General features: G+C 56.6%; 19 protein-coding genes. 6 read left to right on the top strand and 13 right to left on the bottom strand.

All coding sequences use genetic code 11. The features are described 5' to 3' along the window. Positions 1 to 79: 79 nt before the first annotated feature. The 4 genes from IE151_RS04465 to IE151_RS04450 all read right to left on the bottom strand — a co-directional run bounded on the left by IE151_RS04465 (position 80) and on the right by IE151_RS04450 (position 3,615). Positions 80 to 823: a glycosyltransferase family 25 protein gene (locus IE151_RS04465; RefSeq protein ID WP_189488266.1), complete on the bottom strand. Its 744-nt coding sequence runs from the start codon at positions 821 to 823 to the stop codon at positions 80 to 82. 100 nt (positions 824 to 923) lie between these two features. After that, positions 924 to 1,655, bottom strand: a complete 732-nt coding sequence (locus IE151_RS04460) for a lytic transglycosylase domain-containing protein (RefSeq protein WP_244636602.1) — start codon at positions 1,653 to 1,655, stop codon at positions 924 to 926. A gap of 239 nt (positions 1,656 to 1,894) precedes the next feature. After that, entirely contained in the window at positions 1,895 to 2,767 is an 873-nt protein-coding gene (locus IE151_RS04455) for an EAL domain-containing protein (RefSeq protein WP_189488265.1), read from the bottom strand. Beyond that, the gene (locus IE151_RS04450; RefSeq protein WP_189488264.1) at positions 2,734 to 3,615 is read right to left on the bottom strand and encodes an EAL domain-containing protein; all 882 of its coding nucleotides are present in this window, start codon (positions 3,613 to 3,615) and stop codon (positions 2,734 to 2,736) included. Before IE151_RS04450 ends, IE151_RS04455 begins: the two co-directional genes overlap by 34 nt. 211 nt (positions 3,616 to 3,826) lie before the next feature. On the opposite strand from IE151_RS04450, the gene IE151_RS04445 reads away from it, so the two are divergent. After that, a complete protein-coding gene (locus tag IE151_RS04445) occupies positions 3,827 to 5,029 on the top strand; it encodes a pyridoxal phosphate-dependent aminotransferase (RefSeq protein ID WP_189488263.1) in 1,203 nt (400 codons plus the stop codon). A 726-nt stretch (positions 5,030 to 5,755) separates the two neighbouring features. Here the strand turns inward: IE151_RS04445 and IE151_RS04440 are convergent. Both IE151_RS04440 and trxB read right to left on the bottom strand, forming a co-directional pair. Further along, positions 5,756 to 6,652 carry a LysR family transcriptional regulator gene (locus IE151_RS04440; RefSeq protein ID WP_189488262.1) on the bottom strand — a complete coding sequence of 299 codons (897 nt, stop codon included), beginning with the start codon at positions 6,650 to 6,652 and terminating at the stop codon, positions 5,756 to 5,758. Positions 6,653 to 6,802: 150 nt separating this feature from the next. Further along, a complete protein-coding gene (trxB, locus tag IE151_RS04435; protein WP_189488259.1) occupies positions 6,803 to 7,777 on the bottom strand; it encodes a thioredoxin-disulfide reductase in 975 nt (324 codons plus the stop codon). Positions 7,778 to 8,030: 253 nt separating this feature from the next. Between trxB and IE151_RS04430 the strand changes: the two genes are divergently transcribed. Next, the gene (locus IE151_RS04430; RefSeq protein ID WP_189488257.1) at positions 8,031 to 8,510 is read left to right on the top strand and encodes an Lrp/AsnC family transcriptional regulator; all 480 of its coding nucleotides are present in this window, start codon (positions 8,031 to 8,033) and stop codon (positions 8,508 to 8,510) included. A 10-nt stretch (positions 8,511 to 8,520) separates the two neighbouring features. On the opposite strand, the gene IE151_RS04425 is transcribed toward IE151_RS04430, so the two are convergent. Genes IE151_RS04425 through greA form a run of 3 tightly spaced genes read right to left on the bottom strand, consistent with a single transcriptional unit; the run spans position 8,521 to position 10,853 of the window. Continuing rightward, complete coding sequence (locus tag IE151_RS04425; RefSeq protein WP_244636601.1) at positions 8,521 to 9,267, bottom strand: glycosyltransferase family 25 protein; 747 nt, start codon at positions 9,265 to 9,267, stop codon at positions 8,521 to 8,523. Further along, positions 9,243 to 10,355, bottom strand: a complete 1,113-nt coding sequence (locus IE151_RS04420) for a glycosyltransferase family 4 protein (RefSeq protein WP_189488380.1) — start codon at positions 10,353 to 10,355, stop codon at positions 9,243 to 9,245. Before IE151_RS04420 ends, IE151_RS04425 begins: the two co-directional genes overlap by 25 nt. A gap of 24 nt (positions 10,356 to 10,379) precedes the next feature. After that, positions 10,380 to 10,853: a transcription elongation factor GreA gene (gene greA / locus IE151_RS04415; protein ID WP_189488253.1), complete on the bottom strand. Its 474-nt coding sequence runs from the start codon at positions 10,851 to 10,853 to the stop codon at positions 10,380 to 10,382. Positions 10,854 to 11,116: 263 nt separating this feature from the next. On the opposite strand from greA, the gene IE151_RS04410 reads away from it, so the two are divergent. The 4 genes from IE151_RS04410 (at position 11,117) to nhaC (ending at position 15,972) form a co-directional block, all read left to right on the top strand. Continuing rightward, positions 11,117 to 11,539: a DUF3775 domain-containing protein gene (locus IE151_RS04410; protein WP_189488251.1), complete on the top strand. Its 423-nt coding sequence runs from the start codon at positions 11,117 to 11,119 to the stop codon at positions 11,537 to 11,539. A gap of 361 nt (positions 11,540 to 11,900) precedes the next feature. Then, the gene (locus tag IE151_RS04405) at positions 11,901 to 12,746 is read left to right on the top strand and encodes an extensin-like domain-containing protein (RefSeq protein ID WP_189488379.1); all 846 of its coding nucleotides are present in this window, start codon (positions 11,901 to 11,903) and stop codon (positions 12,744 to 12,746) included. Between the two features lie 177 nt (positions 12,747 to 12,923). Next, positions 12,924 to 14,243 (top strand): hemolysin family protein, encoded by a 1,320-nt coding sequence (locus tag IE151_RS04400; RefSeq protein ID WP_189488249.1) that lies wholly within the window; start codon positions 12,924 to 12,926, stop codon positions 14,241 to 14,243. A 259-nt stretch (positions 14,244 to 14,502) separates the two neighbouring features. Beyond that, positions 14,503 to 15,972 (top strand): Na+/H+ antiporter NhaC, encoded by a 1,470-nt coding sequence (gene nhaC / locus IE151_RS04395; RefSeq protein ID WP_189488247.1) that lies wholly within the window; start codon positions 14,503 to 14,505, stop codon positions 15,970 to 15,972. Positions 15,973 to 16,033: 61 nt separating this feature from the next. Here nhaC and IE151_RS04390 read toward each other — a convergent pair whose 3' ends face one another. The 4 genes from IE151_RS04390 to IE151_RS04375 all read right to left on the bottom strand — a co-directional run bounded on the left by IE151_RS04390 (position 16,034) and on the right by IE151_RS04375 (position 19,524). Continuing rightward, entirely contained in the window at positions 16,034 to 16,933 is a 900-nt protein-coding gene (locus IE151_RS04390) for an NAD-dependent epimerase/dehydratase family protein (protein ID WP_189488245.1), read from the bottom strand. After that, the gene (locus IE151_RS04385) at positions 16,930 to 17,733 is read right to left on the bottom strand and encodes a glycosyltransferase (RefSeq protein ID WP_189488243.1); all 804 of its coding nucleotides are present in this window, start codon (positions 17,731 to 17,733) and stop codon (positions 16,930 to 16,932) included. Before IE151_RS04385 ends, IE151_RS04390 begins: the two co-directional genes overlap by 4 nt. Further along, a complete protein-coding gene (locus IE151_RS04380; RefSeq protein ID WP_189488241.1) occupies positions 17,730 to 18,950 on the bottom strand; it encodes an NAD-dependent epimerase/dehydratase family protein in 1,221 nt (406 codons plus the stop codon). Before IE151_RS04380 ends, IE151_RS04385 begins: the two co-directional genes overlap by 4 nt. A gap of 181 nt (positions 18,951 to 19,131) precedes the next feature. Next, complete coding sequence (locus tag IE151_RS04375; protein ID WP_189488239.1) at positions 19,132 to 19,524, bottom strand: BA14K family protein; 393 nt, start codon at positions 19,522 to 19,524, stop codon at positions 19,132 to 19,134. Positions 19,525 to 19,737: the final 213 nt, after the last annotated feature.

Raw genomic sequence — 19,737 nt, 5'->3', positions numbered from 1 at the left:
CCGCAGCGAAATGCAAAATGAAAATGCCGGCCTCCATGGCCGGCTTTTTCACGTCAGGCCGTTTCCATAACCGCCCGCATCAACGCCTACGCAACGCGCCCCAAACTCCGCGAATATAGTCACAGGCACGGAATTTCAACGCACCCAGCCTTTTGAACTTCGGAAGCTTGGTCTTTCGATAAACCTCCCGCGTTCCAATCGTGGTCTCCGTCCCCGTCCGATCAGGCGTAACCAAAGGGAATTCCGTTGTATGAAACGGCACTTGATAGATCCAGTAGCGCCCAAGCGCGATGTCGTAGGGCAATTGCATCGGTCTTAGCCCACTCAGCAGTTTCGACGCAGTCTCGCAGGTAACAAGGTAACCAAGCGCCGAACCCAGCGGCCCGTGCAGGCAGCGTCCGAGCCTGTCGCCCCTCGCCGTGCGTAGCTTAGGCACGAAACCGCGCATGCGATGATTGAAGAACTTGACGATCCCGATCTGCGGACCAATCGAGACGATCGCCTCTACACGTTCGGCGAAATCGGGTTCGAAACGCGCATCGTCCTCGAGAATGACCGCGAATGGATCACGATTCGCGACGATCTGCTCCAGCGCTTTCAAGTGGCTCATGTAGCAGCCATATTCCGAACCGAGCGGCGTGCGTCCGTGCCAGCGAAGAAAGTGCTGGCCGTCGAAGTCACGCCAATGCTCCTGAAGGAGTTGCCGGCCGTCCACCGCTTCAACTCGCTTCAATGAAGCACCGACACTGGCTGCACTGGCGCTGACCGCCTCCCATCGAGCCGTCGAACCTTTAAGATTGATGACGTAGATCGGTATGCTCATGAAGCTGCCTTGGCAGGCGTCCAAGGGACGTGGTTGCAACAAAGAAGGCACCAAACGGTGCCTCGCATGACGTATTTATAACGGCTAGAACAGAAAAGTCTCAGCGCAATCCGGTAATCTTGAGCAAGCCTTTGCGTTTCGCGTCATAGTAATAGCCGCGGCTATAAAACTTGACTGCCTGATCGGGATTGCCTTCCGCCGTAATATAAGCACCGCGGAGATATTTGCCCGCATAACGCAGGTTGGTTTCAGCGTCGAGCAACCCCTTTGCGTCGCCCTGGTAGCCCATACCCTTCGCCGTGTCGTGGCGTATCTGCATCAAGCCCCAATAGGGGCCGTTTCGCGCGCCTGGATCGAAACGGCTTTCGCGATGAACGACGCGACGCAGCAGCGTTTCAGGAATCTGGTAGAGTGAAGCATATTTACTGATAAGCGAATCCAGTTCGGGGCTGCGCGGCGCAACAGTGCCAGCTGCTGGTGCTGCGCTCAACGCGTTTTCGGTCGGCGTCGCCGCTGCAACCGCTGCCAGGGCAGCATTCGCCTGCTGTGTTGGCGAGGCATAGGCATTTCCAGCAATGGCTTGCGTTGAAGCCAGTGCTGTACCGTCCGGGCGCGGATAAGGCACCATCGCGACCTCGGGTAAAGCAATTGATTCCGCTGTGGAGGCCATGGCGACCTGGGAACCATCCGCGGCCGTGGCGGTTTCAACAGCGACTTTCTTGTCGGAAGCTGTAACACCGGCCTTCAGATTGTCGCTGCTGGTCTGGCAGCCGGTGACGAGAAGAGTGAGCGCGAGAGAGCTGAAGACGAAGGATCGTTGCGCAAAGATCATGTCACATTGCCCGTGCTGTTGCGACGGAGATGCGGCTCGACATGGTCATGGGTTTCGTCCTTCCATCTCAAGGGCCGGCTAACCAGCTTCCAAACAACGCAAAACAGGCACTTGCACCTGTAAATCAGGCAGGTGATAGCGTGGGTTTGGTTCATTAATCAACGGCGATGGGCGAGAATGTGGCGCTCCCGCCACATTCTCGAACATTTTGTTGTTTCATCTTGAAATGGAAGTTGATCTCAGCGCCTGACGGCGAATCGGGCAACAACCTCTTCCGACGCGCCCGCTCTGGAGAGCATCTCGGCGATTGAGCTGGATTCGTATGGATAAACACTCCCTGCAAGAGCTGCCGGCTCAAGAACGTGTCCCTGGATGTAATCGACGCCTGCCTCAAGGGCTGCTGCCAGTTCGTCCGGCGTCTCCACGCTTTCGACCAGAACATGCGCGCCAAGTGCTCGGAAGGATTCCACCGTGGGCGCAAACAATCGTACGGTTTCATCGCGCTTGATGACCTCGCGAAACCAGTCGCCGTCGATCTTAACGACATCGGGACGCAGCAGCGCCACACGATCAGCCGTGGCATGGCGCGCGCCGAAGTCGTCGATGGCAAGACCTATACCCATGGTCCGCAAGCGCTCCTGGACGCTTTTCAGATATCCGTCGCCCATAGACCGTGCACCGGTGATTTCCACGACCATTGAAGAGGGTAGCGCACCTATTTCCGTCTGTTGCAGCCCCTGCCCCAAGACCGCCAGTGTCTCAAACTCTAGATCTTCAACGCTCGGATCATAGTTGAGATAGAGGCTGAGTTCCGGCGAATAGAGATTGCGGAAATTCTCTAGATGAAGACGTGCGAGAACCGTCTCTATGAAAAGCGCATCCTCTTTCGGGATGGATTTGAAGAAATCTTCCGTCTTGATCTGATCGCCCTTGATGAAGGGAGCAGCGAGCCCCTCTACACCGATCGGCACGAGCAGGTCGGCTCGACGTTCGAAGATTGGCAGGAACGACGTCTTCAGAACGACGTCGTTGTAACGGGAGTATCGAAGACCGATTTCGTCGACAAATATGGCCTCGTTCACCCGCTCTGAGAGCGTGGCCTTATGTTCCATTTTATTGTCTTTGCCTCACCTGTTTCGACGGTTCTTTTTGCGACCGCCTTGAATTTATTCTTGTATCCGATGCTGCCGGGGAATTGGGCGGGCACCACTTGCGGTCGTGCCAGTCCAAATCCCTGCAACAATTGGGCACCTGCCTCTGCCGCAGCTTCGATCTGCCAGTTCTGTTCGATACCCTCGAGCAGAACCAGCCTCCCGTCCTCACGGAAGGCTGTCACCTGTCCAGTCAGGTGCCGCCTTCCTTCCGGAGACGACATACGAGCCTGAACCCATGCTCCATCGAACTTCACCACATCCGGATCGACGATCCTGACGCGTTCCAGGTCGGACTGGTCCGCGCCAAAATCATCAACGGCGATGGCGAAGCCCGCCTGCCTCATGGCGGTGACAATGCCTGTGAGCATCTTTGGCGCGGAAACTTTCTGTTCCGTTATCTCGCAAACAACATTCCCTGCTAAAACTTCCGCCGTGGTTGCCAATTCCTGAAGGTCTTCGATCAAACTTGTTTCAATGTTCGGCAAATTAAACAGAGCCGGATTGAAATTGATGAAAATGCCCTTCCCGTGCCCGAGATAGGCAGCTGCATTACGAAGATGAATTTCGCGCGTTACCCGTTCGACGACATGGCGTTCGTGACGCGGCAAATTTTCGAAAAATGTTTCGCTGGCCATTTGCGTGGGATCAGAGGCGCGCACCAACGCCTCATAGGCAACGCAGACCAGTTTTTCCTCCTCGACCAGGAAAATTGGCTGCAGCGCTGTGTGTAAAGCGTATTTCGTCGTCGACGCGAAATATGTACCGTCCGGTGCGCGCCGCATTTCGAGCCTGTCATTGGCATTCATCCAAGCCTGCCTCACGTCTCACGCGATGGCCGGTGACACGCCACCATTTGGTTGTTGCACTCCGACATAAAGTCCCTGACAAGTTTTAGAAGCAGGTTAACGGCTGGACCATACGTAACCGCCTCTCCAAAGCCAGAGCGGACTTGCACGCCGGCAGTAATTGCGCAACAACACGCCGTCCGTTTTCCATGTCTTCCGGGAGTATTACGATATGGCCTTCCTCGCTGACGCTCTTTCGCGCGTAAAGCCCTCCGCAACCATTGCCGTTTCGCAGAAAGCACGCGAACTGAAAGCGAAAGGCCGCGACGTGATCAGCCTTGGCGCGGGCGAACCGGATTTTGATACACCGGACAATGTGAAGGCAGCTGCCATCGACGCGATCAATCGTGGCGAGACAAAATACACGCCCGTTGCCGGTATTCCCCAGCTGCGCGAAGCGATCGCTGCCAAGTTCAAGCGCGAGAACAATCTCGACTACAAGCCAGAGCAGACCATCGCGGCAACCGGCGGCAAGCAGATTCTCTTCAACGCGCTCATGGCAACGCTGAACGAAGGCGACGAGGTCGTTATCCCAAGCCCCTATTGGGTCAGCTACCCGGAGATGGTGGCGCTGTGTGGCGGCAAGACCGTCTTTGCGGAAACACGCATTGAAGAAAGCTTCAAGCTCAGTGGCGCAGCACTTGACGCCGTCATTACGCCGAAAACCAAATGGCTGATCCTCAACTCCCCGTCCAACCCGTCGGGTGCTGCCTACACGGAAGCCGAGCTACGTGAAATCGCTGCGGTGCTTCTCAAGCATCCGCAGGTCTGGATTCTCACAGACGACATTTACGAACATCTTGTTTATGGCGAGTTCACCTTCAAGACGATCGCGGAAGTCGAGCCAAAACTATACGATCGGACGCTGACGATGAACGGCGTCTCCAAGGCCTATTCCATGACCGGCTGGCGTATCGGCTACGCGGCGGGCCCGCTCCAGCTGATCAAGGCGATGGACATGATCCAGGGTCAGCAAACCTCGGGCGCTTGCTCGATCGCGCAGTGGGCGGCGGTCGAGGCTCTCAACGGGCCGCAGGATTTTATTCAGAAGAACAAGACGATCTTCCAGGGGCGCCGCGATCTCGTCGTTTCGATGCTGAACCAGGCCAAGGGAATAAGCTGCCCAACGCCTCAAGGAGCCTTCTACGTGTACCCTTCCTGTGCCGAATTGATCGGCAAGAAGACGGAAGCAGGCAAGATTATCGAAACCGACGCTGATTTCGTTTCGGAATTGCTGGAAGCAGAAGGCGTTGCCGTCGTTCACGGTTCGGCTTTCGGACTCGGCCCGAATTTTCGAATCTCCTATGCGACGTCGGAAGCCCTGCTCGAGGAAGCATGCAAGCGTATTCAACGGTTCTGTGCATCGCTGCGCTGATCCTTTGACCAACCGATCGCACTAGAAGGCCGGGAAACAATTCCCGGCCTTTTTTTCAGAACACTGAAAAGAAAAAGGTGCGATGTCAGATGACACCGCACCAGTCAGCCGCTGGAGCGCGGCAACCGAGAATCCACCGCCACAAGAGCAACGGAAAAGCGGACGCGCCAGGTAACTGGTAGGTGACGAACGATGCCCCCATCTTCGCAACCCGCGTCCTTCCTCTAACTTTAGTGGCAGAACGTTCAATCGCATAGGTTACATAGGGTTACATCGCGTGAAATCAGCATACTCAGAGGTGGGTTGAATCCAGAAGCCTAGGTGCTCCGGGTCAGGAGCGCTGTTCATTCACCGGCTTGACGTCCGTAAGCCAGCGGCATTTTCCCGACATGACCAAAAAAAAAGCCGGATCGAAGGATCCGGCTATAAGTGTGGAGTGCCAATTAAGGCAAAAACTCCAGAGGGGAACACTAACAGGCGCCAATGGGAGGAGGAACGCGCCTGAAAGATGATCTTTATATCCTCCTTATCTGCCCAATAAACAAGCGCTCAGCTCGCATTTCAGACATGCATTAATGCATGGCTGCATAAATGTTTAGCACAATGCCTGTCATATTGCTGTTACAGTTCCATCTTGCGGCAATCATAAAGCCAAGTCTGCCCTCTCAAAAGAAATGCCGACAGCGCTGGGCCCTCGGCATAACGATCTTTATCGCGAAAGAGCGATCAATAGGCCCAGTTTCGCGCCTTGGCGAAAACGAAGTCACGGAACGCCTTGAGCTTGGCCTGATTCTTCATCGCTTCAGGATAGCAGAAATACGTATCGAAGTGCGGCACGGCGATTTCCGGCAGAATCCGCACCAGTTCCTTGTCCTTGTCCGCCATATAGCCCGGAAGAAGCGCTATTCCCACGCCGCGCTTTACCACCCGGCGCATCGACATGAGATCGTTGATCTGCACCGTCGCATGCCGCCGCTCACCCTCCGGCAGACCGATCGTTTCGAGCGAATTCAATTCGCGGAGAAACGCTGGCACGGGTTCACCAAAGGTGATGATACGGTGTTTATCCAGCTCCGCCAGCGCCTTCGGTTTTCCGTAGCGCTCCAGATATGAGGGGCCTGCGAAGAGATGCAGGTGCATGGTGAACAGCTTGCGCTGGATGAGATCCGGCTGTTGCGGCTGACGCAGGCGCAGCGCACAATCTGCCTGGCGCATTGTTAAATCCAGCTCCTCGTTGGAGAAGACGAGCTGCAGCTGGATATCCGGATAAAGCTCCACGAACTCGTGAACGCGCTCCGTCAGCCAGCCGGTGCCAAGACCGACCGTGGTGCTGACGCGCAAGATACCCGAGGGGCGATCCTTTGACTCGGTAAGGCGGTTCTTGACGTTTTCCAGCTTAAGCAGAACATCATGCGCGGTGCGAAAAAGGATCTCTCCCTGCTCCGTCAGCACCAACCCTCGCGCGTGACGATGAAACAGCGGTACGCCCACATCGTGTTCCAGCGCACTGACCTGACGCGAAATTGCCGATTGCGAGAGGTTAAGCGTTTCTGCCGCGTGGGTGAACGAACCTGCTTCAGCTGCTGCGTGGAAAACGCGCAGCTTGTCCCAGTCGAGCGACATTAACCTCCCCCTCTCTCAATTCAGCATGGGCGAGCATTGGTGGACCGGTTTTCCCTTGTCTTTCCAATGCTTGTTATAATTCAAACCTGAATAGCAATCGTATCCCAGCCATGCAATTTTGCAAGGCACATATGCGACGCAATGACGCGACTATTCAGCTGCATCGCGATGCAGCTCCAGTTCGGCCACATAGCGCTCGGCTTCAAGCGCCGCCATGCAGCCGAGACCGGCCGCCGTCACCGCCTGGCGATAAACATCGTCAGCAACGTCACCTGCTGCGAACACGCCCGGAATATTGGTGCGCGTGGAGCCCGGCTCGGTCCAGAGATAGCCGCCATTCTTCTGCTTGAGCTGACCTTCAAACAGGCTCACGGCAGGCGAATGACCGATCGCCACGAACACCCCATGGGTTTCAAGCTCGGTGGTTTCGCCTGTCACATTGTTCTTCAGGCGCACCCCGTTGACCGAGGCAGGCATAGGGGTCTTTGCAGGTTCGCCGATAATTTCCTCAACCGACGAATTCCATACGAAGCTGACATTCTTCGTCGCCTTGAGGCGCTCCTGTAAGATACGTTCGGCGCGCAGCTCGTCGCGGCGATGCACGAGCGTGACATGGCTTGCGATGTTGGCAAGGTAGAGCGCTTCTTCCACGGCCGTGTTACCGCCGCCAACCACCACGACATCCTTGCCGCGATAGAAGAAACCGTCGCAGGTCGCACAAGCCGAAACGCCGAACCCCATGAAGGTTTGCTCGCTTGGCAGGCCCAGCCACTTGGCCTGTGCGCCCGTCGCAATGATCAAGGCGTCGCACGTATAAACCTGGCCTGAATCTGCGGTGAGGCGGAAAGGACGAACGTCGAGCTCGGCCTTGACGATCAGATCGAAGACAATTTCGGTGCCGACATGCTCGGCCTGCTTCTGCATCTGCTCCATGAGCCACGGCCCCTGGATCGGCTCGGCAAAGCCCGGATAGTTTTCGACATCCGTGGTGATGGTAAGCTGGCCGCCCTGCTGCATACCCGTGATCAGCAAGGGCTTGAGCATCGCGCGTGCGGCATAAATGGCGGCAGTATAGCCGGCGGGTCCGGAGCCTATGATCAGGACAGGTGCGTGTCGTGCGCTCATTCTCTTCAAAACCTTGTGCGGGGGCGACCACTGGACGCCTGAATCAGCAGGATATATAGGGCGTCAAAATTTTCGCTCAAATGGCGAAAACGTTCCCCTGTTTCTTCTCTAACTTAGTGGAAGAAGCAGAAAAATGCACCGATTAGGCTAAAATCGACCGTGGAAAGCTGTGAACTATGGCCAGACATGATTGTTTCAATAGTCTATCGTCAGAGAAACGATTCTTGCGCCTGTCACGGCGGAATGGAGCCACATGCCGGTAAAAGCCGATCTTGATGCCATCGACTGGAAAATTCTTCGAGAATTACAGCGGGACGGTCGCATCACCAATGTCGACTTGTCCAAACGCGTCGGTATTTCTGCTCCGCCTTGCTTGCGCCGGGTCAAGCGCCTCGAAGACACCGGCATAATCCGGGGTTACCGGGCATTGCTCAACAGCCCTGCCCTCGGCCTGGACGTCGTAGCCTTTTGCCTTGTGGGCTTGCAGCATCAGTCCGATGCTGAACTCAAAGCCTTTGCCGAGCTGACGCAGCGTTGGCCCATCGTCCGAGGTGCCTGGATGGTTTCGGGCGAATCCGATTTCATGCTGCATTGCGTGGCGGCTGATCTGGCTACCTTCCAGAGTTTCGTCATCGAAGAACTGACTTCTTCTCCAAACGTCGATACCGTCCGCACGGCTCTCACCATCCGTCAGGTGAAGGACAAGGGCGTCGTCGCCATCGGGGACGAATAGCACTCTGGCATTAGCCACGCGCAGCCGCGCGACGCATCTTGCTCATCAGCCAGATTTGCAGACGATAGAACGGTCGGCCAATCTCGTGATTGAGGCGGTAGAGAAGCGGCTGCCGCTTCTTCTGCACCACCGTACCGCCGAGCTGTTGATGAACTTCGCTGATGCAGATCGGGCGCACGGTGAGCACGCGTGCGCCATGGATCCAGTGCATCTGGATCATCGTATCTACCGGGCGGTCAAACTTTTCAGTCGCGTCAAGAAGCGCGTGCGCTGCCTGCCGACCGATCAACGTGGCCTGCATGCCGAGCCCGGGAAGCCGGGGAGCAAAAATGGAAATATCACCGCGCAGGAGATGCCTGACAGGCTCCTCTCCGCGCCCGTAGCGCGGGAAGCGGATATAGTCGCTGGGCTTCAGGATCGAGACAGCTTTCTCGAAGGCTTCCGCAAATTGCGGATGCAGATCAACGTCGTCTTCTATGACCAGACCGGCCTCGAGGTCATTGTCGATGATTGCCTGCCACGCCCTACGATGTGAGAGGAAACAGGCAATCTCCGTATTCTGCAAGACAAACGGATAGTTTGGCGAGAAAAGATGATCCTGAAAATGCTGACGCACTAGCTCTTCAGGCATTGTCTGAGCATCGACGGCATCCAGCACATGCAGCAGTACCGGAGATTGCAGCTTGAGCTTTTCGACCTGGGAGGCGCGCCGCGTGGCGCGCTTCAGGTGGATTACGAAGGCTTCGACCCGTTCCAAATGCTTCCCCTGGCCCAAAGATCCACATAGATGCGCTCGATTGCTTCAGCCTCGCGCTGAAGCGTGAACGCCTGATGGACATGGCGAGTTGCAGCCTCACCATGCCTCTCGCACAATGTTGGATCATCGAAATAGGGTTTAATCTTGTTCACGAGCGCGTTACCGTCGCCCGCAGGCACGACAGCGCCCGTCTCCCCCTCTTTGATCTGCTCGGCATAGGCTCCCGCATCGGAGGCCACCACGGGCACACCAGCTGCCATCGCCTCTATCGGCGTCAACCCGAAACCTTCGTTACGCGATGGCGCAACATAAAGCGATATGCGCTTGTACCAGACAAGAACATCGTCAACCTCGCCCAGCAGCAGAATACGGTCCTGCAACCCCGCGGCTGTAATCCTGCGCTTCAACTCATTTTCGAAAGGCTTGTGTTCAGCCGTCACGCGGCCCGTGACGACCGCCGTCCAGTCAGGATATTGCGGCAACAGCGCGATCATCGCGTTGACGAAAAGGTCAGTACCCTTCTGGTGACGCACACGTCCGAAACAGCCGATGGCATAACGCCCCGGAATATTGGCTTTGGCAAATTCGGCGGCACGATTCTCCGGAGGCGAAAATCGCTCCAGATCCGTGCCATGCATGATTACCGTATGCGGAACTTTCAGAAAACTGCCCGAGCGGCGGCTGGTTGCGATCACCGCATCCATGCGCGCTATCAGCCATTTCGTAAATGGCTTGTGGTCGCGTTGCGCCGCCGATGTAAACACGATTCGCAGCGGCATGCGCAGGATGTCGCGCAGCAATAGTCCGAAGATCATCTCTACGTTCCGGCGTGCGTGCCAGATGCGGAATGGACGACCGGCAGGCTTCCTCCAGAAGGAGAGAAGATCGCGAAATCGGATTCTCGGCAAATGATCGGGTAAAGCGCCCTCTGGTGCAAGCGTCGCAATGTTGAGACGGCGACGCTGAACCGGCACAAGCTGCACGACGGTGCTGGTCACACCGGAAAGCCGCTTCTTGAAATTCGGCGCGACCACCTCAACCGCAGCGGGGTTGCTATAGGAGGAGGTTGGCCGCGCGCTCGAATTCATACTGTTCAATGGAAAATGCGATGATCAGATGAAATCGATTTTTTCGATTTCATAGCCGCGGGCGCCGCCGGGTGCGTTCACCTCGATGCTGTCGCCGACGGCCTTGCCGATCAGCGCGCGCGCAATTGGTGAGCTAACAGAAATCTTGCCCGCTTTCACGTCGGCTTCCTGATCGCCGACGATCTGATACTTCTTTTCTTCCTCGGTATCTTCATCGATCAACGTCACCGTTGCACCAAACTTGACCGTGTCGCCCGACAGCTTTGATACATCGATCACTTCCGCACGCGCGATAAGGTCTTCAAGTTCATTGATACGGCCTTCGTTGAGGCTCTGGCTTTCCTTGGCAGCATGATATTCAGCGTTTTCCGAGAGGTCGCCATGCGCACGTGCTTCGGAGATGGCATCGATGATGCGAGGACGCTCTTCCTGCTGGCGCCAACGCAACTCTTCGGTGAGCGCGGCGTGCCCGGAAATGGTCATCGGAACCTTATTCATGACTCGGACCTTCCTTCTGCGGTTACCCCCGCAGCTTTGTTCGACAATCCAGGCGCTACACAAAAACAAAACGGTCCGACGACATACTGAGCCGACGAAACCGCTGCCTGAATCAGCTGAATATAGCAATGATATTGCTATTTTCCATGGCAAAATGCGCGAGATTTAAACTCGCGCGACAAATGTCAGCCGCTACGTTATAGTTTCAGCGTCGGGAGCAGGGAGAAGAAGAGGCCGACGCAGGGTTTCCGGGGAGGAGCACCATGCAAAAGCAGGATCGCGAGTTCGAACTTTCGCTGAAGACGGACGAAATCAGAGACCTGATCCTGAAGGCGCGGGCGGTCGGCGCTGAGTTGCGATCGGACTTCGACGCCGGTTATGAACACGACACGGAAGTGGATGACGACTTCCACGAAACCCATCGTCACGACGGACTTGCTGAAGAAGAGCAGGACGACCTTCGCGCCAGCGAATTACGCGGACTGATTTCCGATCTCAACGTCGATCAGCGGCTTGAACTGCTGGCAATCGTCTGGATCGGTCGCGGAGATTTTACCCCCGACGAATGGGAAGACGCGCTTGTGGAAGCCCGTCGGCGCAACCTGCGTCGCATCCCTGATTATCTGCTGTCGCTTCCAATGCTGGACGATCATCTTGAGGCCGGCCTCGAAGCTATCGGTGCCTGATCTGCCTTGAAATGGCCCCAAAAGGCGCCGCGTTCGGTGACCTTTCCTTTACCATTTTTCCATTAGCTTAAGATGATCTTGTCAACGGGCGCACCATCTGGGTCGCGCTGAGGCGCGGAGCGCATCCATGCCGGCTTTCCGGACATCCAGCATTGAAAAAACCAAGAGGCATTGCGCTGCTGGCGTCGGGTTTGCCCTCGTTTCGGCGCTGGTCCTGACAAGCTGCAGCACGGAAAGTGCGCTCGACATCCGGCCGCAAATCGCGCTTGGCACGACTTCGAGCATTGTGCGTCCAGGCGCCCCCGTTCCGTCGGCGCCTTTGGCTATCCCTCCTGCTCCCGTTCCTGCTCCCGCTTATGCCATGAGCACGCCCTCGTCCTACGAAGCGACCCTGCCGTCTTCGTCAGGCGCGCCTGTCTCGCTCGATGACCAGGCCAACCAGCTTACGCAGGCCGAAGAAGAGTTTGCAACGGCACCGGACCCGGAGCCTGTGGCGCAAACGCCTCCCCCTCCCGCTGCGATCGAGCCTCAAGAGCCGGTCCAACTGGCTTCTGCCGCGAATACCGGGCGCGGGCTCCAGCGTCTCGTACCCTCCAATCCGCAGATGCGCACGGTTGCCTATCCACGTATGGAACTGCCACGCGAACAAAGCGGAGCCATGCCGCAGAGCGAGCTGGCGTGCCGGCGGGAACTGAAACGCGTCGGCGTCCAGTATACGGATATTGCGCCAATCAATGATGGCGGCGGATGTGGTGTCGCGTGGCCTGTGAAAGTCAGCGGCTTGTCGGGCGGCATTTCCATGAAGCCAGCGGCCACGCTCAACTGCCAGATGGCGCTTGCCTTCGCGCAATGGACGAAAAGCGACCTCGCACCTGCCGCGCGGACGCGTTATCTCTCGGGTGTCAAGGCAATCCACCAGGGCTCGAGTTATTCTTGCCGCAAGATCCGAGGCACGGCAGTTGCCTCCGAGCATTCGAAAGGCAATGCCCTCGACGTCATGCGTATCGAACTGAACAATGGTCGTGACATCAATGTTCGAAAGCCGGGCCTGTTTGCCTTTCGCCAGCGCTCGCTGCTCAATAATGTTCGCGGTGACGCCTGCTCATACTTCTCCACCGTGCTCGGCCCGGGTTACAATGCCGACCATTGGAACCACTTCCATTTCGATTTGAAGAGTCGCCGGAACGGCTATCGCGCCTGCCGCTGAAACGAATCCGTTACCAGTGGGTTATGAACGAAAAGCGATTCGTTGCATGAAGAACTTGAATCTGTTTCCCAGCAATCAAGCCCTTTTGAGAAATGTGCTCTAAACCTAAACCGGATTTACGCTTTCCTCTGGAGCACACGTGATGGTAGGATCGTCCATTCTCTTTCAGAAGATCCCATGATTTACGTTGAAATCGCTGCTGTCATAGCCCTCATCATCGTCAACGGCGTCCTCGCGATGAGTGAGCTTGCGGTTGTCTCTTCCCGCCAGGGAAGGCTCAAGGCGCTTGCCGAAAAGAACATGGCCGGCGCGCGCGCAGCCCTTGAGCTTTCCGAAAATCCAGGCCGCTTCCTTTCCAGCGTCCAGATCGGCATCACGCTGGTCGGCGTACTTTCGGGTGCTTTCTCAGGGGCCACTCTCGGCATACGCGCCGGGGCCATGTTCACCGAAATCGGTCTGCCCGCGCGCATTGCGGAACCGCTCGGTGTGGGCTTTGTTGTCGCTCTTATAACTTACGGCTCACTTATCATTGGCGAGCTCGTTCCCAAGCAACTGGCATTGCGCAACCCCGAAGGCGTTGCATGCAAGGTGGCTCCTGCCATGCGGATGCTGGCGCGCATTGGTGCCCCCGTCGTCTGGCTCCTCGATGTTTCCGGCCGCGGCGTCCTGAAGCTGATCGGCGCCAAGAAGGACACCGAAGAAAAGGTGACTGACGAGGAAATCCAGATGCTGATCGCGGAAGCTGAAAGCGCCGGCGTTCTCGAATCTGACGAGCGTCGTCTCATCACAGGCGTCATGCGTCTTGCAGATCGCGCAGTGCGGGGTGTGATGACCCCCCGCACCGACGTAACCTGGCTTAATGTCGATGCCGACGATGAGACCATCCGCACCCAATTGATGGAAGCCGGCCACGCCCGCCTTCCTGCCGGCAATGGCAGCGTCGATGAGATGATCGGCGTTGTTACCGTCCGCGAAGCCCTGATCGACCTTCTGGAAGGCAAAGCCTTCGACCGGGAAAAACATGTGCGCGCCGCACCCGTCGTCCATGATCAGGCGGACGCGTTGACCGTTCTCGAAACACTCAAGAACGCGGAAATTCCAGTGGCTCTCGTCCATGACGAATATGGACATTTCGAAGGAATGGTAACACCCGCGGATATTCTGGAGGCGATTGCCGGCGTCTTCCGTTCCGATCTAGAAGAAGATGACGTTGCCGCATTCGAACGTGAGGATGGCAGCTGGCTGCTAGCTGGTTATATGCCAGCCGACGAAATAGCGGACCTTCTGGGCATAGAGCTGCCGAAGAACCGCGATTATGACACGCTGGCGGGCTTCCTGCTTTCCCATTTGCATCGTCTGCCAAAGACAGGCGAAATCGCCAATATCAACGGCTGGCGTTTCGAGATCATCGACCTGGACGGCCGCCGTATCGACAAGGTTCTGGCAAGCAGAAGCGCCATTCCTCACCGGGAGGCGCAACTGCGCCCTCTTCGCTAGACCGCGAGAGGATCACGGCGTGGTCAGGGCATCTCACAGATTTTCCCTTCCCGAACAAGACCATGGCTTGTGCCTGATGCTGTGATGGTTTAGCGAAAGAAGGATCAAGGCCGATCAGGGGCAATATTGCTGCTGGCCGTAACTTGTTTCTGCTATTTTCGAATCGACTATTTGAGTTCAATTTTTCGCATACTCGTCCCCCGGCCCGCATTCCTCCTGATATGCCTGCCGCATTTATTTAAGACTTGGATTTTTCATTATGCAGAGCTTGGATTATCGCTCGCCATCCTTGCCGATGGCTCTGGTTCCCATCATTGCGACGCTTGCCATCCTGGGGCTCCAGATCTTCTACTTCGGTAATTTCACGCCTCATATTCCACTGGCGATCGGCATTGCGATAACTGCGGTCGTCGGGAGGCTGAACGGCCTGGGCTGGCTGGACATCCGTGCTGGCATGTTCAAGGTCATCAACGTCTCATTGCCAGCCATCGGAGTCCTCTTCATGGTCGGCATGATCATAGCGACATGGATTGCAAGCGGGACTGTGCCGACGCTGATCTATTACGGTCTGAATATGCTCTCGCCGAGCGTCTTTCTTTTCGCGGCCATGATCCTGTGCGCGATCGTTTCGGTTGCGCTCGGCACATCCTGGGGAACAGTCGGAACAGTTGGCCTCGCGCTGATGGGGATCGGCAGCGGCTTCGGCATACCCGTCTACTGGACGGCTGGCGCAATCGTTTCCGGCGCCTTCTTCGGTGACAAGGTCTCTCCGCTTTCCGATACGACGAATCTTGCCTCTTCAGTCTGCGGCGTCGATATATTCTCACACATCCGCAATCTTATCCCCAGCACGATCCCAGCCATGATGCTTGCCGGTCTCGTTTATCTCTATGTCGGATTCGCGATGATCGATGACAGCACCATCGCCTTCGATCGCATCGAGACTATAACGGCTTCTCTTGAAGCTAACTTCCAGATCTCGCTGATATTTCTACTGCCGCCGCTTCTGGTCATGGTGCTGGCAATTCGCCGCTATCCGCCGATTCCGTCACTTTTTGCCGGCGTTATTGCCGGCGCCGTACTCGCGATGGTCTTTCAGGGCGAAACACTGAAAGCGCTTTTCACATTCCCAGCTGACGGCTATGAGATTTCGACGGGCGTAATCGAGGTTGACAAGCTCCTCAACCGCGGCGGTCTGCAATCGATGATGTGGACGGTTTCATTAATTCTTTTTGCGATTTCGCTAGGCGGGGCCCTTGAGCGGACCGGCTGCCTCGAGACGGTCATGAAAGCGTTAATCGGACGCGTTCGCGGCTTCGCCATGGTCCATCTCAGCGCCGTCCTTGCGTCTCTCACGACCAATGCGGTTGCGGGAGATCCTTATCTTTCCGTCGCACTGCCTGGCCGAATGTTTGCGCCCGTCTATCGCGGAATGCGTTATTCGACGCTCAACCTGTCGCGCGCCATCGAGGAAGGCGGCACGCTCATGTCTCCGCTTATCCCGTGGAACGCCGGAGGCGCCTATGTCATTGCCGCGCTTGGCCTCGCAACTGTCGATAATCTGGATTACCTGCTCTATATTCCTGCCTCCGTCGCATGCTGGAGCGCGCCGCTCATCGGCACAGCCTATGCCGCGCTGGGCATTTATTCTCCGCGCGCCAGCGAAGAGGAAGTCGCACAATGGGCAAGCGATGATGATGCGATCATGTTGATTGCCGAGACGAGCTAAGCATTCGCAAGATCAGGCTCAATGCAACCGAGGTGGAGGCACGCCCAAGGCCTGCCTCTCCTCAGCTCGAGATCAACGCCATGACGCGCTCACGAAGCCTGTTCTCGCCGCCAGGAACCCATCCAAGCTTCCGCAAACGCTCGGTCTTCATGGCATTTATCCCGCCCGCCTCTGAACGCACCGGAAGCGGCACGTGCGATCCGGTGCCGTCCTTGACGATTGCCAGAAGATCATGCAGATCGAGCACCATGTCCGACACATTATAGAGATTATGCTCGATTTTCTCTTCCGGCAGTTCCAGCATGAGGCCGACGGCGGAAGCAACATCCTCGCCGTGCACTTCCGTTGCGGCACGCGGGATTATTTTGCGCCCGCACAGATAATCGTCAAAAAGCTGTTCCCACTTATGCCGGGCCCCTAACCTGTGTGCACCGTAAACGCCGGTGATACGCAGGCTGATGCCGAGGAAACCATCTTCGCGTAGCTGCGCAAGCTTTTGCTCTACCACCAGCTTGGTCTTGCCATAAAAGGATGCCGGTTCGCCCACCATTATCTCGTCAAGAATGACGCCCGGCGCAACTGGCGGATAGGCCGCACGGCTTGAAAGAAAAACGAAGCGCTTCACACACGCACGTTTCGCAGCTTCCAGAAGAGCAACCGAACCGTCGACATTGGCGCGCCAGAAACCATGCGGATCATCGCCCTCACCGCCTCGGTATTTGCCCGGCGCATGCTGGAAGGCTGCATGCACGACGTACGAGACGCCATCGAACAACCTGTCCGGCCGTGCGTCGGGATCAAGAATACCGGGACGAAAATCAATATCATTCGAAAACATGCCAGCGGCCGGCGGCGTGCGGCCCATGACAGAAACATCGTATCCCCCCGCGAGGCAGTTCTCAACGACGAAGCGCCCGACAAGGCCTGTTCCGCCCAAAATCAGAACGCGCTGTCTCCTCATCCCGGATTACGCAGTGTCGCCGGATCAGGCGCGCGCCCCTGCTCGAAGCTGCGCCAGATATCGATCAGCGGCTGAAGCTTTTCAGCTTTGGGATGCTCGTCCTGCCACGGCTTCTCATACTGAAAATGCACGACATTGACCGAAGCCCAGTCCCACAGTTCCGGCATGTTGAACCAGACATATTGCAGCATGTTGTCGAACACCGGCAGGCCGTGCCACTGCGGAAAGAAATGTTGCAGGAAAGTCTGGTCGGTGCGAGGCCAGAATGCGCCGGTCGTATCGAGCGCAGCCATCATGGCGCGAAACGTTACAGCCGAAGGCTTCGCAACGAACACGCCCGAGTTCATCCGGTGGAAATCGGCAAGGCTTTCATACACATTGGGCGCTGCGGAAAATTGCGGATAGGCAAAAAGCCGGTCGATATTCCGCATCACGACCGTATCGGCGTCGAGAAAGACGCAGGTCTCATAGTGCTGCATCTCCCAGAGCCGAAGCTTGACGAAATTATCGAGCGGCGTGTGAAAGGCCGGCTTGTTGCCTCTGGTGAAGGGCGCATTGGCGTGAAGCCGGTCTCTCTGGTGGCGCTGATTGAATTCATCGCTTGTCTCAAGCAAAGAGCCTTCCACCAGCGTCGCGCCGGTCGCCCGCAGCATGGCGAGGTCACTATCGGCAACCCCGCCCGTGTGCAGCACGGCGATATCAGCCTGCGTTCCCGTCATCTTGAGGGAGTTGATCAATGCCTTGGCGCCGAGCGCATATTCGGCATTGGTCACCAGCGTCACATAAGCGAAACGGCTCACGAAACGCTCTTCAGACGCTTGCCTTCGGGATCTCGATCGATGGTTCTGGCGATGTCCTTCGTCCAGGCAGAAACGGCGGGAACGCGGCTACGGTCAACGCGATACGCATATTTCTTCGCCACGTCGATCACTTCGCCGAGCAGTCCTTCCTTCAGAGTGATCGGGTTGAGACCGAGCGCCAGAAACTGCTCATTCTTGACAACGAGATCGTTCTCAGCCGCTTCCTTGCGCGGGTTCGGCAAATAGGAAACTTTCGCTCCAGCGATCTTCCCGACCATCTCGGCCAGATCGCGTACCCGGTGCGTTTCCGTCATCTGGTTGAAGATCTTGACCTTCTCCCCTGCCTTCGGCGCGTTCTGCAAGGCGATGTCGATGCAGCGAACCGAGTCCTGAATATGAATGAAGGCGCGCGTCTGACCACCCGTGCCATGTACGGTCAGTGGATAGCCGATAGCCGCCTGAATGAGGAAACGGTTCAGTACCGTGCCATAATCGCCATCATAGTCGAAGCGATTGATGAGCTGTTCGTGACGGCGCGTCTGTTCGGTGTGAGTGCCCCAGACGATCCCCTGATGCAGATCGGTGATGCGCAGTCCGTCATTCTTCGCATAGAAGGCAAAGAGAAGCTGATCCAGGCATTTTGTCATGTGATAGATCGAGCCGGGGTTCGACGGATAGAGGATTTCCTGCGTAACCGTATCTCCCGACATCGTTTCTATGCCGACCGGCAGATAGCCTTCCGGAATAGCTGCGCCAATCGTCGAGTAGCCATAGACACCCATCGTGCCAAGATGCACGAGATGCGCATCTATGCCGGTCTCGACAAGCGCGTTGAGCAGATTATGGGTCGCGTTGACGTTGTTGTTGACAGTGTAATTCTTGTGGCGGTCGCTTTTCATCGAATAAGGTGCGGCGCGCTGCTCGGCAAAATGTACGATGGCATCCGGCTTATGCTCTGCCAGCCACCCCTTCAGCAGATCGTAATCGCGTGCCAGATCCAGCAGATGGAAATGAATGCGGCGCCCGGTCACCTCGTGCCAGACGCGCGTGCGTTCCTGGATTGAATCCATCGGCGTCAGTGACTGAACGCCTAGCTCCGTGTCTATCCAGCGCCGGGAGAGATTGTCGAGTATATGAACTTCATGTCCCTGGTCGGAAAGATGCAAGGAGGTCGGCCAACCGACGAAACCATCGCCACCCAGAACTGCAATCTTCATAAGAACTCTCCCGTTTCAGTGCCCTGCCAGGCCGATCTCGACGCAGCCGCCTGCGCTCGTGAACTTATTGCCGACGAAGCTAATCTTCTTTTATGACAATTTGAACGACAATGCGCACTTGCCCCCACAAAAGCAAAAAGCGACTCCGAAGAGCCGCTTTTCAAAGATCTATTTCAACAGGTCAGTTCGCTTCACAGAACCGTTCAATCCCGTCATATCCTACAAACGTACCGGTGCTCGGATTGAAGCTGCGGTAACGATTGCCGCAATAACGGTACCATTCGCGGGTCCACGGTTCATACGTCCGATAGACCGGACGCGGTGCCGGGCGATAGTAGCGCGGGGGCGCCTCGTAATAACGGCGTTCCTCGACATAACGGGGTCCGGAATTAGCCACCATTCCACCGATAATGGCACCTGTGGCAAGACCGATCACACCGGCGGCAACGGCATCGCCACCGCCGCGATGATGATGACGATGCCAATGGTCGCGGGCTTCCGCAGCCGGCAAGCTCACCATAAGCATTGAAGCGGCCGCAGCAGACAAAACACTCGTTTTGATCCAATTGTTCATGTGAGCACTCCTTCGCTCCCTGATCCGCGCCGTTCGGCAGCGGGAAACCTCTGACTGCATTTTTAGATCGCTCATTCTGAATGCAGCATGAACACTATCAGTGCGCAAAAAACGGACGAAATACGGCGAGGGTTCCTCCTCAACGTTTACGCAACGAAACGCGCGAGAATTGCCGCCGCAAGAAATTCCTCGGTTTAATAATGGCTTAATGAT

It is taken from the genome of Limoniibacter endophyticus (assembly GCF_014652835.1).
GTDB lineage: Bacteria > Pseudomonadota > Alphaproteobacteria > Rhizobiales > Rhizobiaceae > Limoniibacter > Limoniibacter endophyticus.
The sequence above is the reverse complement of the archived record's forward strand: the minus strand, read 5'-3'. Positions and strand labels throughout refer to the sequence as shown.